This is a genomic window from uncultured Rothia sp., from assembly GCF_963555405.1.
In the GTDB taxonomy this organism is placed as follows: Bacteria; Actinomycetota; Actinomycetes; order Actinomycetales; family Micrococcaceae; genus Rothia.
In genome coordinates this window covers 1-21,273 of sequence record NZ_CAUVVO010000006.1, presented here as the reverse complement: position 1 = coordinate 21,273, position 21,273 = coordinate 1, and the positions used below count along the sequence as shown (strand labels likewise).

The 21,273-nt window shown below is 60.8% G+C and carries 19 protein-coding genes; 8 read left to right on the top strand and 11 right to left on the bottom strand.

Going from position 1 to position 21,273, the window contains the following annotated elements; genetic code table 11:
- Window positions 1-41: 41 nt before the first annotated feature.
- Entirely contained in the window at window positions 42-428 is a 387-nt protein-coding gene (locus RWL87_RS05385) for a hypothetical protein (protein WP_049342000.1), read from the bottom strand.
- A gap of 263 nt (window positions 429-691) precedes the next feature.
- On the opposite strand from RWL87_RS05385, the gene fbaA reads away from it, so the two are divergent.
- Window positions 692-1,717 carry a class II fructose-bisphosphate aldolase gene (fbaA, locus tag RWL87_RS05380; protein WP_012902702.1) on the top strand — a complete coding sequence of 342 codons (1,026 nt, stop codon included), beginning with the start codon at window positions 692-694 and terminating at the stop codon, window positions 1,715-1,717.
- Window positions 1,718-1,896: 179 nt separating this feature from the next.
- On the opposite strand, the gene RWL87_RS05375 is transcribed toward fbaA, so the two are convergent.
- Complete coding sequence (locus RWL87_RS05375; protein WP_313969165.1) at window positions 1,897-2,484, bottom strand: arsenic metallochaperone ArsD family protein; 588 nt, start codon at window positions 2,482-2,484, stop codon at window positions 1,897-1,899.
- Window positions 2,485-2,822: 338 nt separating this feature from the next.
- On the opposite strand from RWL87_RS05375, the gene RWL87_RS05370 reads away from it, so the two are divergent.
- The 3 genes from RWL87_RS05370 to RWL87_RS05360 all read left to right on the top strand — a co-directional run bounded on the left by RWL87_RS05370 (window position 2,823) and on the right by RWL87_RS05360 (window position 7,357).
- Complete coding sequence (locus tag RWL87_RS05370; RefSeq protein WP_049357482.1) at window positions 2,823-3,335, top strand: PTS glucose transporter subunit IIA; 513 nt, start codon at window positions 2,823-2,825, stop codon at window positions 3,333-3,335.
- A gap of 388 nt (window positions 3,336-3,723) precedes the next feature.
- Window positions 3,724-5,328: a glycerophosphodiester phosphodiesterase family protein gene (locus RWL87_RS05365; protein ID WP_313969164.1), complete on the top strand. Its 1,605-nt coding sequence runs from the start codon at window positions 3,724-3,726 to the stop codon at window positions 5,326-5,328.
- Window positions 5,329-5,689: 361 nt separating this feature from the next.
- On the top strand, window positions 5,690-7,357 hold the full coding sequence (locus tag RWL87_RS05360) for an NAD-dependent succinate-semialdehyde dehydrogenase (protein WP_313969163.1): 1,668 nt from the start codon (window positions 5,690-5,692) through the stop codon (window positions 7,355-7,357).
- A 184-nt stretch (window positions 7,358-7,541) separates the two neighbouring features.
- Here RWL87_RS05360 and RWL87_RS05355 read toward each other — a convergent pair whose 3' ends face one another.
- On the bottom strand, window positions 7,542-8,702 hold the full coding sequence (locus RWL87_RS05355; RefSeq protein ID WP_313969162.1) for a sucrase ferredoxin: 1,161 nt from the start codon (window positions 8,700-8,702) through the stop codon (window positions 7,542-7,544).
- 113 nt (window positions 8,703-8,815) lie between these two features.
- The gene (locus tag RWL87_RS05350) at window positions 8,816-9,439 is read right to left on the bottom strand and encodes a TetR/AcrR family transcriptional regulator (protein ID WP_313969161.1); all 624 of its coding nucleotides are present in this window, start codon (window positions 9,437-9,439) and stop codon (window positions 8,816-8,818) included.
- Between the two features lie 158 nt (window positions 9,440-9,597).
- Here RWL87_RS05350 and RWL87_RS05345 point away from each other — a divergent pair, with 158 nt between their 5' ends.
- Window positions 9,598-10,815, top strand: coding sequence for an ABC transporter permease (locus RWL87_RS05345; RefSeq protein WP_313969160.1), 1,218 nt, complete (start codon window positions 9,598-9,600; stop codon window positions 10,813-10,815).
- 153 nt (window positions 10,816-10,968) lie between these two features.
- On the opposite strand, the gene RWL87_RS05340 is transcribed toward RWL87_RS05345, so the two are convergent.
- Window positions 10,969-11,796, bottom strand: coding sequence for a UDP pyrophosphate synthase (locus RWL87_RS05340; RefSeq protein WP_313969159.1), 828 nt, complete (start codon window positions 11,794-11,796; stop codon window positions 10,969-10,971).
- A gap of 290 nt (window positions 11,797-12,086) precedes the next feature.
- On the opposite strand from RWL87_RS05340, the gene RWL87_RS05335 reads away from it, so the two are divergent.
- The 3 genes from RWL87_RS05335 to RWL87_RS05325 all read left to right on the top strand — a co-directional run bounded on the left by RWL87_RS05335 (window position 12,087) and on the right by RWL87_RS05325 (window position 14,822).
- Entirely contained in the window at window positions 12,087-12,479 is a 393-nt protein-coding gene (locus tag RWL87_RS05335; protein WP_005507918.1) for an RNA-binding S4 domain-containing protein, read from the top strand.
- Window positions 12,480-12,567: 88 nt separating this feature from the next.
- A complete protein-coding gene (locus tag RWL87_RS05330; protein WP_313969158.1) occupies window positions 12,568-14,028 on the top strand; it encodes an MATE family efflux transporter in 1,461 nt (486 codons plus the stop codon).
- 137 nt (window positions 14,029-14,165) lie between these two features.
- Complete coding sequence (locus RWL87_RS05325; protein WP_313969157.1) at window positions 14,166-14,822, top strand: NAD(P)H-dependent oxidoreductase; 657 nt, start codon at window positions 14,166-14,168, stop codon at window positions 14,820-14,822.
- A gap of 258 nt (window positions 14,823-15,080) precedes the next feature.
- Here RWL87_RS05325 and RWL87_RS05320 read toward each other — a convergent pair whose 3' ends face one another.
- From RWL87_RS05320 to RWL87_RS05295, 6 genes are all read right to left on the bottom strand, one after another.
- Window positions 15,081-17,585, bottom strand: coding sequence for a heavy metal translocating P-type ATPase (locus tag RWL87_RS05320; RefSeq protein ID WP_313969156.1), 2,505 nt, complete (start codon window positions 17,583-17,585; stop codon window positions 15,081-15,083).
- Between the two features lie 207 nt (window positions 17,586-17,792).
- Window positions 17,793-18,179, bottom strand: coding sequence for a hypothetical protein (locus RWL87_RS05315; RefSeq protein WP_049346209.1), 387 nt, complete (start codon window positions 18,177-18,179; stop codon window positions 17,793-17,795).
- A gap of 29 nt (window positions 18,180-18,208) precedes the next feature.
- Window positions 18,209-18,424 (bottom strand): heavy-metal-associated domain-containing protein, encoded by a 216-nt coding sequence (locus tag RWL87_RS05310; RefSeq protein WP_044150011.1) that lies wholly within the window; start codon window positions 18,422-18,424, stop codon window positions 18,209-18,211.
- Between the two features lie 63 nt (window positions 18,425-18,487).
- Window positions 18,488-18,913: a metal-sensitive transcriptional regulator gene (locus tag RWL87_RS05305; protein ID WP_070643672.1), complete on the bottom strand. Its 426-nt coding sequence runs from the start codon at window positions 18,911-18,913 to the stop codon at window positions 18,488-18,490.
- 292 nt (window positions 18,914-19,205) lie between these two features.
- Window positions 19,206-20,102, bottom strand: a complete 897-nt coding sequence (locus RWL87_RS05300) for a peptide ABC transporter ATPase (protein ID WP_313969155.1) — start codon at window positions 20,100-20,102, stop codon at window positions 19,206-19,208.
- A gap of 278 nt (window positions 20,103-20,380) precedes the next feature.
- The gene (locus RWL87_RS05295; protein WP_313969154.1) at window positions 20,381-21,091 is read right to left on the bottom strand and encodes a DUF6318 family protein; all 711 of its coding nucleotides are present in this window, start codon (window positions 21,089-21,091) and stop codon (window positions 20,381-20,383) included.
- Between the last annotated feature and the right edge of the window lie 182 nt (window positions 21,092-21,273).

Genomic DNA, 21,273 nt, shown 5'->3' with positions numbered 1-21,273 from the left:
CCCACAACGGGGTGCTCCAGCAACCTAATCAGAACGGGACTCTAGCCCTCCATCAGGCGGTCAATCTTCGCCCGCAACGCACGCTCACGACGATTCAACCACCACCAACTCGGCCAACGCATCAACGACTTACGACCCACCTGCACGACCGAGGGGAGCTTCGCCTCCGCAAGCGCCACATCAATCTCATGGTCGCTCGCGCCCTCATCACGCATTTTCTCCATCAACTCAAGGGATTTCGCCATATCGCCATGCCCCAAAACATGCCGACTCTTACGTTCCAGAACCTCATCCAACTGGGCGCGCACCGGCGCAATAGCCGCCGCATTCGGATGCTCACGCTCAGCACGACGCTGCGCCTGGCGGGCACGCTTCTCACGTTTCGCGTCGAGCTGTTTCGGATTATTTTTAGCGCTCGCCTTGCTCATGGGAGGTTCCTTTCGCCGCGTCCGGGTCGTGTGCACGCTGACCTGCACGCACAGAAGACATCAAGTCATTAACACCTCTACTTTACCGCGGTAATTCGCGGAAATTTCGCTGCAGTAAACCCAAAAAAACCCACAAAAAATTAACGATAAATAAGTCGTATCTTGGTAAAATAGTGCGAGTAGGAGGCGTCTCGCGCGCCAACAAAAAATGGTGAACCGGCCCAACATCGGTAACCGGTCGCATCTATCCAAGGAGTCAGCATATGGCTATTGCAACCCCCGAAGTTTACGCAGAAATGCTGCAGACCGCGAAGGAAAAGGGCTTCGCGTACCCCGCAGTGAACGTGACCTCCTCCCAGACCCTGAACGCTGCTATCCGCGGCTTCGCAGAGGCTGGCTCGGACGGCATCATCCAGGCATCCACCGGTGGTGCAGCATACTGGTCCGGCGCTTCCAAGAAGGACATGGTCGTTGGCTCCCTGGCCTTCGCAGCATACGCACGCGAGGTTGCTAAGCAGTACGACGTGAACATTGCACTGCACACCGACCACTGCCCCAAGGACAAGCTGGAAGGCTTCGTTCTGCCCCTGCTGGCAGAGTCCGAGAAGGCTGTTGCTCGCGGTGAAGACCCCATCTTCAACTCCCACATGTGGGACGGCTCCGCAATCGACCTGGACGAGAACCTGAAGATTGCTGCTGAGCTGATCGAGCGTACCTCCAAGGCAAAGCTCGTTCTCGAGGTTGAGATTGGTGCCGTTGGTGGCGAGGAAGACGGCGTTGAAGGCGCTATCGACGACTCCCTGTACACCACCGTTGCAGACGCAATCAAGACCGTTGAGGCAATCGGCCTGGGCGAGAAGGGCACCTACATGGCTGCTCTGACCTTCGGTAACGTTCACGGCGTGTACAAGCCCGGTAACGTTCACCTGCGCCCCGAGCTGCTCAAGGAAATCCAGACCGAGGTCGGCGCTAAGTACGGCAAGGGCGACAAGCCCTTCTACCTGGTCTTCCACGGTGGCTCCGGCTCCACCGAGCAGGAGATTGCAGACGCAGTGTCCTACGGTGTTATCAAGATGAACATCGACACCGACACCCAGTACGCATTCACCCGCCCCGTTGCTGGCCACATGTTCAGCAACTACGACGGCGTGCTGAAGGTTGACGGCGAGGTCGGCAACAAGAAGACCTACGACCCCCGCGTTTGGGGTGCAGCTGCAGAGGCAGGCATGGCCGCACGCGTGGTCGAGGCTTGCCAGCAGCTCGGTTCCGTCGGTACCTCCATCAAGTAAGGTACTGTTCGCCCGTTGCGGCTCCCCTTAGCCGCTGCCGGGTGTGAACCTAGGCTTCGTTAAGCGAAAGCGGTGCCCGCTTCCTCAGTACGAGGAGGCGGGCACCGCTCTTTGTGTATGTAGCTAGAACCGGGTAGCTATACCCGGGTGAGCCAGGCGCTCATTGCTGGCAGGGTGGTTTACTTGCCGCCGCAGCCGCAACCACCGCATCCGCAACCGCCGGACTTCACAGCCACCGAACCGGAGGTGGGAATACCGTCGCCGGTGTCGCCACCCATGAGGTTCACGCGGTTACCAATCTCGGGGCCGCCGACCGGCTGAGGTGCCTTACCCGCCAGGGTCGCCGCGAAACCGGCGGGCTCCGCCAGAGGGCTCAGGTTCGGGATCATCGACGCCGCCGGGGAGCCGGAGGGGCCGCACGCAGCCGCTGCCGCGTTCGCCTTCGGCTGCGACACCATGTGCGCGCGGGAGAAGCGCTTAATCTGCTCGGCGGTCGGGTACGCGAAGGATACCTTCACCTCACCGTTGACGAGCATGAGCGGCAGAACCTCGCGGCCGTTCATCTCAATCTGCTCGGCAACCGGTGCGCACTCTTCAAATGCGGAAGGGTAGGAGTCGGTGGAGTACACCTCAATATCCACGCCTGAATCCAGCGCCTCCTGCGCGGCACCCAGGAATTCGGAGCGCTCCATATCCTGCGGATCCTCCGGGTTCTCGCCGGGGCCCGGAATAAATACTTCAAGAACGGTTTCAGCCGCTTCAGTCATCAGTTTTTAGCCTTTTCTCTCTTATCGGCACCGGCTCGGGGGAGGGGCGCCAGTCCTTCACTAAGTGTACTCGGGACCTCAAGAGTGCAGAAGTGTGATGTGAAGTTCCAGATTTGCGGAATATTTGCAGAATTCGAGTCGAATGACCCTCAGCTCGTGAGCTGCGGGTTCAGGTGTTGTATTCTGAGTGCATATGCACCGGAGTGTGTGAACCCTGCGTTTAGGCAGGCGCCGCCCGGTGTGAAACCAAGAAGGCAACGACGCCCGCATCCGACGCGGACGCATCAGCGCTACAAATACACGCTATTCATAGCGCCACACGACCAGAAGGAGCATACATGTTCGGTTTCGGCAAGAAGAAGAAGGAAGCTGCCGCACAGGAAGCATCGTCCGCAGACGTCTACGTCGCACCTGTTACCGGCGAGTACCTGCCGCTGAGCGAAGTCTCCGACCCCGTTTTCTCTCAGGGCGTTATGGGTGACGGCTACGCAGTGAACCCCACCGCAGGCACCATCGTCGCACCCGTTGCAGGCACCATCGCACTGATTCAGGACACCCTGCACGCATTCATGCTCCGCACCGAAAACGGCGGCGAGGTACTGGTTCACATCGGTATCGACACCGTTGAGCTCGGTGGCGAAGGCTTCACCAAGATTGCTAACGTAGGTGACAAGGTTGAGGCAGGCGCACCCATCATCGAGGTCGACTGGGCAGCTATCGAGGGCCGCATCCCCTCCAAGGAAACCATGGTGATGATCACCAACACCGCAAAGTTCAACATCTCCAAGGACTCTGAGGCACGCCGCCCCGTCGCAGCCGGTGACCGCGTTGCCCAGGCATCCAAGAAGTAAGCTGAACCAGCGAAAAGCTCAGCTTCAACAGCGGTGAAAAACCCGCGAAAAATGTTTCAACGCAAAAGGTCGCGTCCTGTAGGCTCAATCGGGCTACAGCCGCGGCCTTTTTCGTTACGCGAGAAATTTTTTAACGTCGCATGAATAGCCGCCACTAAAAGCGGCGGAAAAGGAGGAATACCCGGCGCAGCTTGCACCGCGGGTAAGAATGAGGCGCAAATAATACCCTATTTTCCTGTGAACGCTATGAAGAACCGATAAAAAATCGTTATTCTACTTAGAGTTGCAGTTTGAGTTGAGAGAATCCGGACCCTCAGCTATAAACCAAAACTTCAATGACCAACCACACACATTACGCTCAACTCATAAACGAAAAAGGACCACTACGGTGACTGCATTCCCGAAAATCTCCAAGAATCTGAGCCGCCGCGGCTTCATCGGTGCCTCCGCACTGGCACCCGCCGCGCTCATGCTCCAGGCAGGCGAAGCCCACGCCGCAGCCAACACCCGCGCACAGCTCGCGGCAGTACACAGCGGCTCCCCCGCACATCAGCTGCTCTACAAGACCGATGAATTCTTCATCGCCCACCGCGGTGCCGGCAACATTAACCCCGAGCACACCGCCTACGCCTACGCAGAGTCCGTACGCCGAGGCGCCCTCGCCGTCGAAATTTCCGTACGCACCACCAGCGACGGCCACTTCGTCTGCATGCACGACACCAACATCAAGCGCACCACCGGTGCGGCCCTGGACGTGCGCGGCCACACCCTCGCCGAACTGCGCCAGCACAAGGTCGACATGCGCCAAAACTTGGGTGAGAAGATTGGCCTGTACGACATCCCCACCCTCGAAGAAGCCATCGCCGCAGTTGACGCTGTACCCGCAGGCGGCGAATACGCCTCCGTCGGCGGCAAGAAGGTCGTACTGTTCCTCGAAGCGAAGGACGGCCCCGCACAGGCAGGCCTCGTCAAGTTCATCACCGACCGCGGCCTGCAGCGCCGCACCGTCATCAAGATGTACCGTGACGGCAGCGGCGGCTTCAAACCCACCTCCCGCTACCTGAAGCTTGCCAACTCCGCAGGCTGCGCCACCTGGTGCTACTTCGACGGTGGCGACCCCATCGACAAGATTTCCGCAATGGCACGCCACGAAAACGTGGACGCCATCGGCGTACCCTACTACGAGAAGCCGACCGGCGCTTCCCAGGGCTCCATGAGCGAGGAGAACGTACGCGCCCTCACCGGCCTCGGCAAGGCAGTCATCGTCTGGGAAATCCACCGCCGCTCCGCCTACGAAAAGTACAAGGCACTGGGCGTGAAGGGCTTCATGTGCCCCGACCCCTACTGGGTGATCGGTGACCCCTTCGACGCCAGCGTCAAGATTAAGACCGGCCAGCGCCCCCACGGTATGCTGCCCGCCGACCCCTCCGTCGCAGCAGACATGCCCGACCTGACCGGCGCAGCCATCGTGCACAACCAGCGCTACGACGAATCCGTACTGCTCGGCCCCCTGGCGAACTACACCACCCGCGAAAAGTACACCCTCGACTTCTCCATGAAGTGGACCGGTGCACTGCCGCAGCAGGACGGCCACTACGGCTACATCGCCTTCGGTCGCGAACACGACGGCGCCTTCGGCATCGGTAAGAAGTTCGCCGCAAAGCAGGAAGACGGCACCTACGTGCTCGCCATCCGCCCCAACTACCGCGGCAGCTCCGTGGCGCAGATTCTCTGCTTTGAACCGAACCAGGCAAGCCCGCGCGTGCTGCACACCATGAAGCTGCGCCAGAAGGTCACCACCGGCCAGGCACTGAACTGCAAGATCGTGGTGAACAAGAACAGCTTCTACTACACCGTCAACGGTCAGTACTCCAGCCCCATCAACCACAGCGCCTACCGCGGCCCGTACGTACACTTCGGCCGCTTCCACGGCACCAACGATGGCGGCCCCCTGGAGCTGACCCGAATCGAGGCACGTCAGTCCTGGATTTGAGAGAACCGGTGGGCCTAACCCACCAGGGTGCCCGCCCCACCGCCGCTCAGCGGTGAGAGCACGGGTACCGGGCAGAGCGGATGTAACACCGAGCATCCCTTCCGGGCAACGCCTTCCATAATCCCCAGCTAGGATGCTCGCGCGCTGAGCAACGCACCGAGCGAGAATCCGCACCGAAGGGGGTCGCATCTGTAATGGATGCGGCCCCCTTTGGCGTGCCTGCGGTCTTTCCAGGGCGGGGGGGGAGGAGCGGCGAGGGTGTGCGGTGACGGGTGGGCGCGCGGGGTAGGGGAGTGTGCGGGACTAGAATTAAAAGCGTCAGAGTCGACCGCACCGGCCGCCCCAACCCGAAAGGCACGCCATGACCACCTCACCCGAAAAGCCCGCTACCGAGAGCTCCGCTTCCGAAAAGCCCGCCGCGAAGTCCGCCCAGCTACGCGGCCGCACCGAACCGCACATGCAAAGCATCAACATGCCGCAGCGCGAACCCATCGACCCTTACGAGCGGCCCTCCTACCCCTTCTTCTACGTGCCCACCGACCTGCTCCTCGGTGGTAGCTGGGTCACCGGCGACAACGGCTCCTTCCCCGTACACAACCCCTCCTGCGGCCAAATCCTCGCGCACGTCGCCGACGCCAGCGTCGAACAGGGCATCGAAGCACTCGACGCCGCCTGCGGGGCCCGCGCCTCCTGGGCGGCAACCAGCCCCCGCGAACGCGCCGACATCCTCAACCGCGCCTACACGCTCATGACCCAGCGCACCGAAGTCATCGCCCGACTCATGACCCTCGAAATGGGCAAGCCCCTCGACCAGTCCCGCGGCGAAGTCGCCTACGCCGCGAACTACCTGCGCTGGTACGCCGAAGAAGCCGCCCGTAGCTTCGGCCGCACCGCCGTCGCCCCCGAATCCGGACTGCAAATCACCACCGTACGCCGCCCCGTGGGCCCCTGCCTGCTCATCACCCCCTGGAACTTCCCGCTCGCCATGGCGGCACGCAAGGTCGCCCCGGCGCTCGCGGCGGGCTGCACCGCGGTGCTCAAGCCTGCCTCCCTGACCCCGCTCAGCTCCCTGTACTTCGCGGACCTGATGCGCGAGGCGGGTCTGCCGGACGGCGTGCTGAACGTGGTCACCACCTCCCGCACCGGCGAGGTTGTCTCCGCGCTGATGGCTGATGAGCGCCTGCGGAAGGTATCGTTCACCGGCTCCACCGCCGTGGGCCGCACCCTGCTCTCGCAGGCTTCGCAGAACGTTCTGCGCACCTCCATGGAGCTGGGTGGCAACGCCCCGTTCATCGTCTTTGAGGATGCGGATATTCCCGCCGCCGTGGAGGGCGCCTACGCGGCGAAGATGAGGAACATGGGCGAGGCATGCACCGCCGCCAACCGCTTTATCGTGCACGAGGACGTTGCCGAAGAGTTCACCCGCGCCTTCGTGGAACGTATGGAGGCGACCGTCGTGGGTGACGGAACCGTCGAGGGAACCGATTGCGGACCGCTAATTCAACCTTCAGCGGTTGAATCCATGCTTTTTATGGTGGAAGACGCCCTGGGCAAGGGTGCGCTCCTCGCCTGCGGCGGTTACATTCCTGAGCTTGAGGAAAACGTTCCGAGCGATACCGGCGGCATGCCCAAGAACCTCAACAAGGGCAACTTCATTCGCCCCACCGTGGTGACCGGCGTGACCGATTCGATGCGCGTGTGGCGTGAAGAAATCTTCGGACCCGTCGCCCCGATTGCCACGTTCAGCGGCTACGGCGAGGAGGGTGAACGCACCGCCCTGAAGCTCGCCAACGACACCGAGTACGGCCTGGCGGCGTACGTGTACACGAGCAACCACCCGCGCTTTACGCGCATGGCGGCGGGCCTGGAGTTCGGACTGATCGGCTACAACTCCGGCGTTATCTCGAACGCGGCAGCCCCCTTCGGTGGCGTGAAGCAGTCCGGCATGGGTCGCGAGGGCGGCCCCGAGGGTCTGGAGGAGTACACCGAGCTGCAGTACATCGGCGCACCGAACCCGTTCGCCGGATAGGCCTGTTTGCCGGGTACGGCGAGATGCCGGTTACGGTGAACCCTGGATACGGCGAAGCCTGAATACAGCGAAGCCTAAATACAGCGAACCCTGGATGCAGCGAACCCTGGATGCAGCGAAGCCCCGGCGGGTACCCGAGAAGGTACCCGCCGGGGCTTTACGCTGTCTACATCATGCGCGGGTGCTAGAGCTGGCGCAGCGCGAGTAGCTCGCGGCTGAAAGCATCTGCGGGACCCTTGCCGCACGAGTTGGGGCGCGGCTCAAGGGTGACCCGCTCGAAGAAGGTGACCCAGGTGCGTCCATCGGTGTGGGAAGTGAGTGCCGCCTCCATGGTGGGGTGCTCGGAGAAATCTTTAGGCGAGAACGCCGCAAAAAATTCAGGGGAGAACTCAGTGCTTGTCTCGACGTTCACATCGATGCCCGCCTCGCGGAGCGCAACGAATGCCTCCCGCCCCGATGTTTCACGTGAAACCAAACCCCCAGAGGTTACTTCTTCGCCCTTTTTCTCTAATTCGAGGCGTACGGCAACCTCTGCTGCCTGCTCCACCGGGGTGTCCGTGCTGCGACCACGCAGACCGTGCAGGGACGGAATGGAACGACCCGCCAGCGACAGGTACGCCGCCAGCGCCGAAGGCTCCGAGAGGCGACCGTAGGTGTAGCCGGTGGGCAGCATAATGCCGACCGGGGCAAAACGGTGACCACCCGTGTGCGAGCACTCCCAGACCACGTTCGCGGGCAGGATATCCGCCAGGTGCGCCGCAATGGGGCGACCACGCAGGGCACAGCAACGGTCACGCTTGGAGTGGGTGCACACGAGAATAGCGGGGGAGTCCATGAGCTCCGCGCCGGTTGCCTGAATCAACGCCTCTGGGTTGTCCAGGGGCAGGTCGAGTAGCTGCTCAGGGGTACTCACGCTGAACGAGTAGAGCTTCTCCTCGCCGGGGGTTGAAATCGCGTAGAGCACCCGGTGAGTCGGGGTGCCGGAGTCGTCCTGTGCGCCGTGCAGTACGCGCCCCTCCCTACCCGCCTGGCGGATCAGCAGGAACTTCAGACCCGCCCGCGAGGTTGCCTCACCCAGCGCCGCCGACAGCTCCTCGCCCAGGGCGGAGCCGTCCAGCACGTCACGGCCCCACTGCCCCACGTGCTCGAGCGCCAGCCAGGCGGTGGCGCGTCCGGCGGTGCCGCCGAGCGCCTCGTCGTCGTAGAGGGAGCAGGAGTCCTCGGGAATCTTGGTGGCGCGGGTACGCGAGGAGAGCTCATCGGCGTGCGCGGCACGCAGGTTCTTCAGCTCGGCGGGGTTGGCGGCGCGCGGTTCGGGGGTTGCGGGGGTGCAGGAATCAGTCATAGTTCCTCGATTCTACGCCTGCAGACTGCGAGGGCACTAAAGTGCCCAAAATCGTCTATAAACCTAAAAGACAACCTTATAAGGGTGATTTTTAGGGGTTATCGGGTGGTCAACTACTCAGGAAGGAGCGCCAAAGCGACGCGGTAGAGGTTTTCCTTTTCCTCGGGGGTGCCAAAGAAAGAGCGGAGCATAAACCCCTGGAAGACCATCATGAAGGCGTCCGCGGTATCGCGGGCGTAGTCGGCGATGAGCGCCTCCTGCTCGGGGGTGCGCTGCGCCGGGTCGGGGTTGATTTCGTGCAGGACGCTCAGCTGGTCGACCGCCCAGGGGGTGAGGGTCTGGGTAATGATGCCCTGCAGTAGGGGAATGATGTCCGTGGTTGCCCTGGCGACTTCAGGTGCGTGGAGCGATTCAAGGCGGATGCGCAGCATAGCGGAGAAGTTCTCGTTGACCATCTGGTTGGTGTAGATGGTTTCGAGAATGTCCTGAGGTCCGGCGCCTTCGGGGAGTGCGGCGTAGAGCTCCTTGACGTTGTTGAGGCGCTCGTTGATAGCGCTGATGAGGATGTCTTCTTTGCCGGAGAAGTGCGAGTAGATGGACCCGGAGGACAGTCCGGAGGCTTTGATGATGTCGCTCATGGAGGTGTTGGTGTAGCCCTTTTCGAGGAAGCAGCTAATGGCGGCTTCGATGATTTGGGCTCGGCGTGCGGCTTTGGTGGCGTCTGTTAGTCGGGGCATGGTTCCAGTCTAGGGGGTGGGGCTAAAGAACGCGTAAACACAACACTGATTCTTTTTGTGACTTTACAAACAAAATATCTATTTTGTTTGCACTCGGTAAAAATCGAGAGTAGAGTTCTGACTCGTAAACGAAATAAGCATTTTGTTTGGAGATTGTCATGAACAACGAAACCGCCACCGCAGTCACCGCAGAAGCAGTGACCGCCGCAGCCACCCAAGCTGCCGCATCCCAGAAGATCGCGGCAAAGAGCATTGCAGAAACAAGCACGCAAGAAACCACCGACCGTTCCTCCTGGCTCAAGGTCATCACCACCTCCGTACTATCATCCTTGGTGGTAGCACTCATCGTCCTAGCTTTCACCTGGCCCACCAAGACCATGGAAGCAAAGAACCTGCCCGTCTCTATCGCAGGCCCCGAGGTGACCGTCAGTCAGTTTGAACAGTCCCTCAAAGACCAAGGTATTGAAACCTTCGACTTGAAGCAGGCATCCTCCCGCAAAGAGGCTGAACAGCAAATCAAGCAGCGCGAAACCTACGGCGCAATCATCTTCACCGAAGGCGCCGCCCCCGAAGTGCTGACCGCACCAGCCGCAAACGCCGCAGCAACCCAGATGCTCAACGGTGTTGCCACCCAGCTGAACGCGCAGATTCAGCAGAAGGCACTCGCCGCTAAGACGGAAGCCCTCACCCAGGCGGTGCAGACGGGCGGTGAACAGGGTGCGCAGGCCGCCGCCCAGCTGGAGCAGATGAAGGTGCAGGCCGAGCAGGCATCCGCAATGGCGGTGAAGACCACCGTCGTGGTACCCCTGAGTGAGAATGACTCCTCCGGTTCCGGTATCGCTATCTCCGCATTTCCGCTGGTCATTGGCGGTATTTTGGGCGGTTCGTTCTCAGCCCTGCGCGTGAACGGCACGTGGCGCCGTTTCGTCACCGCAATCCTGTACGCCGTCATCGGTGGTGCGCTGACCGCCCTGATTCTGAACGTGTGGTTCGGCCTCATCCCCGGTGACTTCGCAACCCTGTGGGCCGCATTCGGCGCAACCTACCTGGCTACCGCGTCCTTCATCGTGGGCGTGAGCGCTCTGTCGTCGCCGTTGGCAGGCCTGGGCCTGGGCGCCGTGGTGACCATGTTCATCGGTAACCCGATTTCGGGTGCGTCCATGCCGAGCGCGTTCCTGCCCGGTGCGTGGGGTCAGATTGGTCAGATGATGGTTCCGGGTGCCTCCTCGACGCTGCTGCGTTCGATTGCGTACTTCCCGGAGGCTGCAACGAGCGGCCAGTGGCTGGTGCTCGGTTCCTGGATTGCGTTCGGTCTGCTGACCGGCGTGATTGGCTGGGCCGTCAAGGAGCGCCGCACCGCAACGGTGGAGGCATAAGCCTCCTGCCTCGCGTGAGGCCGCCGGCGCGAACGTATCGGCGCGAACTTAGCCGGTAAAACATAGTCGGCAAAACTTAAGAAGGGTGTGTACCGTGTTTACTGAACACGGCACACACCCTTTTCTGTCGGCCAACCGACTGTTATTCGCTTGTTACTGGTTGTCGAGGACGTACTGCTTGAACTGCTCGTCCCGGCGCTTGAATTCTTTGAGCTCATTCTCCAGGGCAGCCTGGTTTTTGTCGACGAGCGGCTTCTGGTACTGCGCCTCCAGGTCGTAGAGCTTCTGCGAACGGCCTACGTCCTGATTGCACTGCGCCTGGATAACGGCGATTCGAATTTCCTCTTCTGAGGGGGTGGTGCTCTGAGGAATATTCTTTTCTTCCTTAACGGTCACCTCACTATCGGGGGTGAGGCCCTTGTCTTTGACGCATCGCTTCCACTCGTCGTCGAGAGATTTTTTGAGCTGCCTATCCCCAGCGGCGTTTCGAACGTCATTCTCCACACGCCTATACGTGGCGGAGCCGAATGGTATCTCTCCAATTTGCTTCATCTCTTCGCTGGCGCGCTGATAGCATTCGGTGCTGACATCTTTCCCAGGGTCGGATGAGGCTGCAGGGGAGGACAGATCCAGCGTATTTGAGTCTTCGCTCTTGTGGAGGCCATATTTTTGGGCGTACTCAACGTTCCAGATTCCGTAGGTCCTGCCGGGGTTCCTGCCGGCCCCCTCGGTGCGGACAAACATCTTGTAGTGCTGCCCGTGTTCGGCAAAGCACTTTTTGCGGGCGAGCTCAAGGGCCTTGGTGAAGTATTCGTCCTTGCCGGTGGTGTCGTAAGCGTCCAGGGGTAGGATCACCTGATCATTTTCTGCGTCGAAGATCGCGCGGGCGCTTTCATCTTTCTCCAACGTGGGGCCGAAGGAGCAAGAGGACAGCATAGTGCTGATGAGGGCAGCCGCCAGGAGCTTTTTCAAAGCTGACATGGTGTATATCCAATCTGTTACGGGGAGCCCGTGGCGTCGCGGCCACACCCCGCCGTAGACCACGCGAACGATGTGGTCCTGAGAACACTTCTTGAGAAGGTGACTTAACAATACCCCTAGTGGATGCGGGTTTGCGCTCAATAGAGAGGCGCGTGCAGCAGAAAATTTTCTGCTGCACGGCGGGTTTGGTGCCGGTTGCGGATTTGCCTAGTGAGATTACGGTGAGATTGCGCAGGATAGGTGGGCGCACCTGATTTGGTGCCCCGCCCGCCTCGCGCCACAATGAACACATGACCGCAGAAGACACCAACGCACTGACCAGCGCCAGGCTCGACCTCTGGCTCTGGTCAGTGCGCATCTTTAAAACCCGCTCCCTCGCCGCCGACGAATGCAAAGGTGGCCACGTGCGCGTCAACGACGCCCCCGCCAAACCCTCCCAAAAACTCAAAAAAGGCGACGTGGTGCGCGTGCGCTACCCCGGCTGGGAACGCGTCTTCAAAGTCGAAAAACTCCTCGTCAAGCGCGTAGGCGCGCCCATCGCCGTCACCTGCTACGAAGACCTCTCCGGCCCGCGCCCCGCCTACCTCTCCATGCCTCCGGTCGCCAAACGCGAACGAGGCAGCGGCCGCCCCACCAAGAAGGAACGCCGCGCCCTCGATGAGCTCCGCGGTCGAGGCGCCTAGCCGCGCCCATCTCGCGTGCCTATCTCGCAGAGTGCACCCCGCCCCGCGCCCGGGCACCCACCGCGGCGGCGGGGAGTAGCCTAGAAGGATGAGCACACAGAAGCACCCGAATACTGAACCCGGTAGCACTGCGTCCGGTGCGCCCGCAAAGAACGCTGCGAATACCGCCGCGAGCCTCAGCGCCAATACCGGAGCCAATACCGCCGAGCCTTCGCTGAACCGGCGCATCCTCGCGCTCGCGGTACCCGCCTTCGGCGCGCTCATCGCCGAACCCATCTTCGTGCTCACCGACTCCGCCCTCATCGGCCAGCTCGGCAAGGCGGAACTCGCGGGCATGAGCATCGCCGCCACGCTCGTCACCACGGTCGTGGGCCTCATGAATTTCCTCGCCTACTCCGTCACGCCCGCCGTGGCGCGCGCCTTCGGCGAGAAGAACCTGCGCCGCGCCTGGCAGATTGGCGTGGACGGCGTGTGGGTCGCCTTCGGTCTCGGCATGCTCCTCATGATCGCCGGATACGCCTTCGCCGACCCGCTGCTGCGCGGCCTTGGGGCGACCGACGAAACCATCAGCTACGCCCTCGACTACCTGCACCATTCGCTGTGGGGTATTCCGCCGATGATGATTATCCTCGCGCAGGTCGGCACGCTCCGCGGGCTCCAAGACACCGTCACCCCGCTCAAAGTCGCCACGGTCGGCACGCTCGTGAACATTGCGCTGAACTGGCTGCTCATCTACCCGGTCGGCTGGGGTGTCGCCGGTTCGGCGACCGGCACCTCCCTCACCCAGTGGGGCATGGCCGCCGCGCTCGGCGTGGTCATGATGCGCGGCACCCGCGAACACGCCGTCCGCTGGGCACCCGATACAGCCGGCATGCGTTCGGTGCTCTCGCTCGGCTCCTGGCTCATGCTGCGCACCCTGTCGATGCGCATCGCCTCCCTGCTGACCGTGTTCGTCGTGGCGCGATTCGGCACCGAACACACCGCCGCCTACCAGCTCGGCATGGGCGTGTTTAACCTCTTCCTCTACGCCCTGGACTCCCTCGCCATCGCCGCGCAGGCGCTACTCGGCAAGGAGCTCGGCGAACGCGACCTGAACGTAGAATCCGAACGCGTGAAGGTGCGCCAGCTGAAAAACCGGCTGCTCCGCATGAGCCTCATCTACGGCGTTATCACCGGCCTGATCTGCCCGCTCATCGGCTTCTTCGGCTCCTGGATGTTCACGCAGGACGCGCAGGTGGCGTTCCTCTTCACCATCGCCACCGTCATCATTGCCCTCGGCCAGCCCATCGCCGCGTACGTGTTCACCCTGGACGGCATCCTCATGGGCGCGCAGGACGTGAAGTACCTGGCGATTGGCTGCTTCATCATGCTCGTCATGTACGTGCCGGTCATGCTCGGCCTGCACTGGGCTGTCGGCGCCGGCACCATGGATGCGCTCGCCGGGTATTGCGGCTTGTGGGCGGCGTATATTCTGTACTTCCAAGGAATTCGCGCAGTCATTTTCGGTCGCCGCGCCTCCTCGGATGTGTGGATGAAAGCCGGCGCCTAAACCCCTCCCTAAACCCCTCGAGCCTGATTGCTTCGAACATACGTGCTCTGGGCGTAATGGCTCACAATTAGACCGACCGCACCCTCCGCGGGTGTAGCATGACAGGGTAATGAAACCCTCATGCAAAGGATGAAACCGTGACCGTAACCCGCGAAGAAGCCCTCGAAATTTTCGCCCGCCGCCGCGCAACCCGTGCCTACGACCCCGACCGCCGCGTCAGCGACGAAGACTTCGCCGCAATCCTCGAATTTGCGCGCCTGTCGCCCAGCTCCGTCGGCACCGAGCCGTGGAAGTTCCTGGTCATCCAGGACCCCGAACTGCGCGAAAAGCTCAAGCCGATTGCCTGGGGCATGGCGGGCGCCCTCGACGACGCGAGCCACGTGGTCGTACTGCTGGCGAAGAAGGGCCTGCGCTACGACACCCCGTGGATGCGCCGCACCCTCGAAGGCCGCAACCTCACCGAAGAGCAGATGCAGGCTGCACTCGAACGCTACGGCAACTTCCAGAAGAACGACATGAAGGTCCTGGAAAGCGACCGCGCGCTCTTCGACTGGGCATCCAAGCAGACCTACATCGCCCTGGGCAACATGATGACCGGCGCCGCAATGCTCGGCATCGACTCCTGCCCCATTGAGGGTATGAACTACGAGGCAGTGAACGAGCTGCTCGCCTCCGCAGGCCTGTTCGATCCGGAGGAATACGGCGTATCCGTGGCTGTGACCTTCGGTTACCGTGCCCACGAGATTGCGCCGAAGAGCCGCCGCTCCATCGAGGACCTGGTCACCTGGGCGTAAGCTTTTTGCCGGGCTCTCGGTGAGGTTTTCTTGCCGGGGTTTAGGCTCGGACTGTTGAGCTCGGGCTTTTGAGCGGGGTGTTTGAGCTAGGTGTTCAAGCCGCCGCCCGTGAAAAGTGAATATAAAGAAATGCACCGCCTTTACACGGGCGGTGCATTTCTTTATATCTTTTACCGTGCAAAAAGCACGGTGAGATGCGCTTTTGAAATTTTCGTTTGAAATCGCGCGTGGCGATTCATTCTGTATAACGGCAGAGCGCTACTTTCTAAACGCCGTCAGACGCATAGAATTCAGCACCACAAACACCGAACTAAACGCCATTGCCGCAGCCGCAATCATTGGGTTCAGCAGGCCCGCCACGGCAACCGGAATAGCCGCCGAATTGTAGGCGAACGCCCAGAACAGGTTCGACTTAATGGTGCGCAGCGTAGCGCGGGAGAGGCGCAGTGCCGTCACCACCGAAGCAACATCCGAACGGGTCAGCACGATATCGGCAGCCTCCGCGGCAACGTCCGTGCCCGAACCCATCGCAATGCCCAGCTCAGCAAGAGCCAGCGCCGGGGCGTCATTCACGCCGTCGCCGACCATCGCCACGCGGTGACCGGCAGCCTGCAACTTCTCAATCACCTGCGACTTACCCTCCGGGGTCACGCCGGCGTACACGTTCTCAGCCGAAATACCGACCTGCGAGGCGATCGCCTGCGCAACCTGCGGGGCGTCACCGGTGAGCAGGATCGGCTCCATGCCGAGCTCACGCAGCTGCGCCATGGTTTCTGCCGCCTCCGGCTTGGGGGTGTCGGCAACCGAAATCATGCCGACCGGCTGCAGAGCGGAGGTGCTACTCGGGGCATTATTCGGGGCCTCGCCGCGGGCGACAACCACCGTCGTCAGACCCGCCCGGCGAGCCTGATCCAGTAGAGCCAACTGAGCCTCGCTCAGCTGCGCACCCGCCGCCTGCAGGTACTCGGGAGTACCCACCACAACCAGCTGGGAGGCGCCACTCTCAGCGCCTTCACCCGCGCTGCTCAGCACGCCGCGCACGCCTCCGGGGACACCCTCGAAGTCGCTCACACTCGGCGCCGAAGCACCCTCGGCCAGCACGCCCTGTTCGCGGGCAAAACCGGCAATCGCGCGGGCAATCGGGTGCTCACTCAGCGCCTCCACGGCGGCGGCATCACGCAGAACAGACAGAGAACGCTCGTTCTTGGAATCTGCGGATTCCGGCGAAATACCGGACAAGTCGCCCGCCGACTCATAATCGCCAAACGTGCCGTAGAACGCCACGGACATCTCACCAGTCGTCACCGTACCGGTCTTATCCAGCACCACGCGATCAACCGTGCTCGTCGCCTCCAACACCTGCGCATTACGAATCAAAATGCCCAACTGCCAGCCGCGACCCGTACCCGCCAGCAGTGCCGTCGGAGTAGCCAAACCCAGGGCGCACGGGCACGCCACCACCAGTACCGTCACCGCCGCATTAAACGCCGCCGCACCGTCACCAGAAACCAGCCACCAACCGACCAGGGTCAGCGCCGAAATCACCAAAACCACCGGCACAAACACCGCAGAAACACGATCCGCCAAGCGAGCAATCGGAGCCTTCGTCTCCTGCGCGCTCGCCACCAGCTCACCCATCTTCGCCAGGGTTGTCTCAGCGCCCACACGGGTCGCACGCACCGTCAACGAACCAGACGTATTCACCGTCGCACCCGTGACCGCATCACCCGGATGCACCTCCACCGGCACAGACTCACCCGTCAACAGGGACGCATCCACCGCCGATGAACCCTCAACCACCACACCATCCGTGGCAATCTTCTCGCCCGGGCGCACCAGGAACAGATCATCCGGCATGAGGTCCTCCACCGGAACCTGCACCTGCTTCGTCACGCCCTGCTTATCGGTGCGCAGCAGAGTCGCCTCCTTCGCACCCATACTCAGCAGGGTGCGCAGCGCCTCCGAAGAACGATCGCGAGTACGGTGCTCAATCGCGCGACCAATCAGCAGAAACAGCGTCACCATGGATGCCGAATCAAAATACAGCGGCGCATGGTTGCCGGTAAACATCGACCAGAAACTACCGCCCGCATGATGCACATGCGCCGTCAACGCCGGGTTCATGAGCAGCTGCGCCAGCGAATAGAAATACGCCAACACCACGCCGAGAGACACCAGCGTATCCATCGTGGACGAGCCATGACGCGCATTAATAAGCGCCGCCCGGTGGAACGGCGCAGCACACCAAAACGCAACCGGCGCCGTCAGAACCGCCACAACCCAACCCCAATTCGGGAACTGGAACGACGGGAACATCGAAATCAAGAAAATCGGCACACCCAAAATCGCCGCATAAATAATGCGGTCAGTGAAGCCGCCATTCATGCTCGGAGTGCTGTGATGGTTGCCGCCGCCGGATGCGTTCGTGTTCGTTCCAGCGCCCGCACGCGGCCCGTTCTTAAGGTGCGCCGTGTAGCCGGCATTGTTGATGGTCTCAACAATCTGCTCGTCGCTCACACCCGCGGGTACGATGACGCGTGCCGACTCCAGTGGCAGGTTCACCGCCGGGTCAACGCCGGGGATTTTGCGGAGCTTACGCTCCACACGACCCACGCAGGATGCGCAGGTCATACCCTGAATATCCACGTGGATGATTCGGGTGGATTCCGTTGATTTTACGGTCGTTCCGGCAGGATTAAAAAGAGAACGCTCACTCTGTGATGAGGTCTCGCGGGTGCTTGTTGAAGGCTGTGTAGAAGACACAATACTTCCTCAAAACTCAAAAACGGGAGGGTAGAAAAAGGTACACCAAGCCGGGGGAGGGGCCCCGAAGGACCCCGCCCCGGACGGTGTATGGTGCAGTGTTTAGGGTGCAGTACTGAGGGTGTCGCGGGAGTGAAAGCCGCGGGTAAAACCGCGAGGCTGTAAACGCGGCGGCGGGAGTAATGCTGCGGCTGTGAAAGCGGCGGCTTAGTGGTCGCCGGGCAGCCCATCCGGCCTGCTCGTGCGCGGGCGAATACCTGTCACCTTCGCGCCACGATCGGACACACCGTAGGCACGCTTCACGGCAGCCCGCGGGAACGGCGAAGCGTTCGCCTTCTCACGCGCCTTCACGCCCTGCTCGTGCTCGGCGGAACGCTTATTCGCGCTCGTGCCGCTACGTCGCGCCGCACCGGGCGCATCCTCACGCGCCGTGTATTCGGGGCTCTGCTTCACCCACGAATCGACCAGCGCCGCATCCAGATTCATCTGCCTGGCCACGCGGGTGATCGCGTCGCGCAGGTGCATGTTTTCGGCGCCGACAAGGGTGCGGACCGCGCCAACAACCATCGCAATGTACTGCGGAGGGTAAGCCATGATGACTCCTAATCGAGCCGGCTGCCGCGCTAGACGGCGGGGGTGAAGCCAGCCTCTACGATAGCGTCTGCAACAGCCTGGGTGTTGAGGGTGCCCTCGTGCTCAATGGTCACGGTGGAGACGCCGTCCTTGACGACGTCCACGGTCACGCCGGTCACGCCGGGAACTTCGCTGACCTCTTCGCTGACGCTCATAGCGCAGTGGTTGCAGGTCAGGCCGGTTGCCTTAACGGTGGTGGTGCTCATGATGATTTCCTTTCGGTAATGGGTTGAAAACTTGGGGCCGCCCGGTGTTTAGGGGCAGCGTGTTTAGCTGCGCATGAGGCGGGAGATTGCGGCGGTTGCCTCTTTGACCTTGGCCTCTGCGATGGTCGGGTCGCCGGTGCGTTCGGATTCGATGGCGGCGCCGGTCACGCAGTGGCCGATGTGCTCTTCAAGCAGGTTCAGGGAGACGGCGTGGAGCGCCTTGGAGACCGCGGCAACCTGGGTGAGGATGTCGATGCAGTATTTATCTTCGTCGACCATGCGGGCGATGCCGCGGACCTGCCCTTCGATGCGGCGCAGGCGCTTGAGGTGCGCCTCTTTGTTGGAGGCGTAACCGTGCTGGGTTTCGGGCGCCTCGCCGCCGCAGCATGCGCCGGTGTGTGCCTTGGTGGGTTCCTCAGTGGGGGCGCCGGATGCGGTGCTGACCTGGTCGGATGTGCTGTGGCAGCACTGGTTGCTAGTGGTTTCCATGGCTTAAGTGTATACCCTATGGGGGTATACCGCAAGGGGGTGTTACGAGTTGTTACGCGGTATGGGGGCGGGGGCTTGTCGATAGAAGGATTCTTCGATAGGTTACGGCCCTGTCGATAGGTTAGTGTTTTCACTGCGGGTTAAAGACCCACGGCGAAGACACTAACCTATCGAAAGTTCCCCCGACCCTCCCTTATGAACGGCGAAAAGCCACATGTGTTTCGAGAAGCCACCAAAGAAGTGGCTTTTCGAAACACATGTGGCTTCTCAGCGTAAGACCCACGGGAGGGGCTTACATGTCGGGCCAGTCACGATGCAACGAATACTCCGTGTCCCCGTCACCGTTATCGTTCAGGTGCCAACGCTGACCGGTACGGATATCGGCCTTGCGTAGGCGTGGGTTCGGGTTATCCTTCTTACCCATGGTCGGATCGTTCTTGCAGCCCCAACGAGTGTCGTCATAGCTGCAGTCACCGGCTACGCGGCCCACATCAACCCACCAGACACGCACCAGCAAAGGATCACTGGTCGCCTGCGGAGTCACCTCCATCATCTGCCACGGACCACCATCCACACGGAAACGAGCCGTGTAATGCACGGTCGCGTACGCGTGGAAGTTACCCGAACGCTGGTAGGCGTAGCTGGTATCCGTTTGACGCGGACGCTCACGAGGGTAGGTGGTGACCGGTTTGCCCGCGGTGTAGTTGGTGTCTGTATCACCATTGCCGTACTCGATGAAGTACGAGGAGGGCATGAGTTCAATTTCGACGTGTCCGGCGAGCATGTCTGCTTCGAGGCGGTAGGGGCCTCCGTCATCGACGTAGAAGTTGATCTGGTCGCCCTTGTAGACGTTGGGGTCCCCTTCTGCTCGGCCGGTTCCTGCGGGGTTGTTGTAGGACTGGTGCAGGGTGGGCTTGCCCGGCTCTAGCGACTCTGCAGCGTGGCGGATTTCCGTCATAACTTCTTCGTAGGTCGGGCCGGCGGGACCCGGGCTGTCGGCACTGGTGAGGGTGCGGGTATCGTTGGGGACACAGGTTTCTGAGGTGCGGCTATATTTGCCAAAGCCGCCATCGATGTAGGTTCCATCGTCACGAACGATAAGATTGTTGAGTTTTACGTTTCCAATCTTTCCGCCCTTACCTACGCAACCAAGGATGTTAGAGTCACTCTTGGAACGAATTAGGGTCATGCCGTTAGCGCCTTTGGAGGCGTAGGTGCTAGGTTCTGAATTTGATGACTGAGATGGGTAATTTCCGTCATTTATATTTTCTGAGGTATGACCTGTGTTTCTATTGCCTCCGCTTTTGTCTTTATATTTTGTATTCTTAGTGGTTTGACATACTTTGGCGCTATTTTCAGATGAACATTCTTTTGTCGAGTCGCTACCTAATGCCGGAGCGATTGATGAGCATACAATATTTATTCCAATAATTATCAATGAAATATTTTTAATATTCTGTCTCATGTTTAGTCCTCAACACTTACATAATCAATGATTTCCCATTTTTGACCGTTGTGCTTCAGTTCAAATTTGAAGGTATCATCAGTTTTGTCATCATTGGTCCAGCTAACCCAGCTCCCATCAGACTCAACAAAGATCTCACGATCCCATTCGCGATAGGCTTTCCAGAAGTAGGTTTCACCGTCTTCGGACCAAGGGTTTCCATCGGCTAGAAAATGGTCGATTCCACCAATGATCCATCCGCCGCTTTGATAAAGCTCTTCTGCATTTTTATACTCTTCCAATTCACGTTTGAAATTTGGCGAGATGAACTTGCGAGCCATCGAGTAATCGCCAGTTTGAGTGCCGTAATTTGCCCACAAAATCCAGGCATCCATCGTCTTGCGCATGCCCTCCAAAGACTTTTCGTTGTAGCCGTCCTCCGGAACGTTAGGCTTCGGTACATTCTGTGCCGGACCGTACTTATCAGCAGGGCGGTATTCCCCATCCGGCGCCTTCGAGCCGCCCGAGTAGCCTCGGACAGTAGAGGGGGTTGCTGAAGCTGATGCAGATTCAGATGCCGCAGCAGAAGTAGATGCCGATTCGCTCGGCGCGGCGGAGGCGGTGGCTGCCGCCTCGTTATTTGCCTGCTGGCCACATGCCGCAAGCAGGGCCCCCAGGCCCACAAGTGCGCCGCTGCCCAACAGGGTACGGCGATTAAAGATGGTCGAATCCATAGAAGGTACGCTCCTATCGTCGGTGATGGTGTGATATATGTGCATGTCGGGCCGTTATTCACGGGCCTCATTGACTGCCGGAAGAAAACAGCCCCGTAGCGCGCCCATCAAGCGCATCAATGCGCTGTGGAACACTACAGTTACCACCCTACCGCATGTTTGCCGTCGTTTGCATTCTTTTG

Coding starts and splice junctions, on each gene's coding strand:
- RWL87_RS05385 (WP_049342000.1), bottom strand. CDS start 428: ATGAGCAAGGCGAGCGCTAAAAATAATCCGAAACAGCTCGACGCGAAA.
- fbaA (WP_012902702.1), top strand. CDS start 692: ATGGCTATTGCAACCCCCGAAGTTTACGCAGAAATGCTGCAGACCGCG.
- RWL87_RS05375 (WP_313969165.1), bottom strand. CDS start 2,484: ATGACTGAAGCGGCTGAAACCGTTCTTGAAGTATTTATTCCGGGCCCC.
- RWL87_RS05370 (WP_049357482.1), top strand. CDS start 2,823: ATGTTCGGTTTCGGCAAGAAGAAGAAGGAAGCTGCCGCACAGGAAGCA.
- RWL87_RS05360 (WP_313969163.1), top strand. CDS start 5,690: ATGACCACCTCACCCGAAAAGCCCGCTACCGAGAGCTCCGCTTCCGAA.
- RWL87_RS05355 (WP_313969162.1), bottom strand. CDS start 8,702: ATGACTGATTCCTGCACCCCCGCAACCCCCGAACCGCGCGCCGCCAAC.
- RWL87_RS05350 (WP_313969161.1), bottom strand. CDS start 9,439: ATGCCCCGACTAACAGACGCCACCAAAGCCGCACGCCGAGCCCAAATC.
- RWL87_RS05345 (WP_313969160.1), top strand. CDS start 9,598: ATGAACAACGAAACCGCCACCGCAGTCACCGCAGAAGCAGTGACCGCC.
- RWL87_RS05340 (WP_313969159.1), bottom strand. CDS start 11,796: ATGTCAGCTTTGAAAAAGCTCCTGGCGGCTGCCCTCATCAGCACTATG.
- RWL87_RS05335 (WP_005507918.1), top strand. CDS start 12,087: ATGACCGCAGAAGACACCAACGCACTGACCAGCGCCAGGCTCGACCTC.
- RWL87_RS05330 (WP_313969158.1), top strand. CDS start 12,568: ATGAGCACACAGAAGCACCCGAATACTGAACCCGGTAGCACTGCGTCC.
- RWL87_RS05315 (WP_049346209.1), bottom strand. CDS start 18,179: ATGGCTTACCCTCCGCAGTACATTGCGATGGTTGTTGGCGCGGTCCGC.
- RWL87_RS05310 (WP_044150011.1), bottom strand. CDS start 18,424: ATGAGCACCACCACCGTTAAGGCAACCGGCCTGACCTGCAACCACTGC.
- RWL87_RS05305 (WP_070643672.1), bottom strand. CDS start 18,913: ATGGAAACCACTAGCAACCAGTGCTGCCACAGCACATCCGACCAGGTC.
- RWL87_RS05300 (WP_313969155.1), bottom strand. CDS start 20,102: ATGACCCTAATTCGTTCCAAGAGTGACTCTAACATCCTTGGTTGCGTA.
- RWL87_RS05295 (WP_313969154.1), bottom strand. CDS start 21,091: ATGGATTCGACCATCTTTAATCGCCGTACCCTGTTGGGCAGCGGCGCA.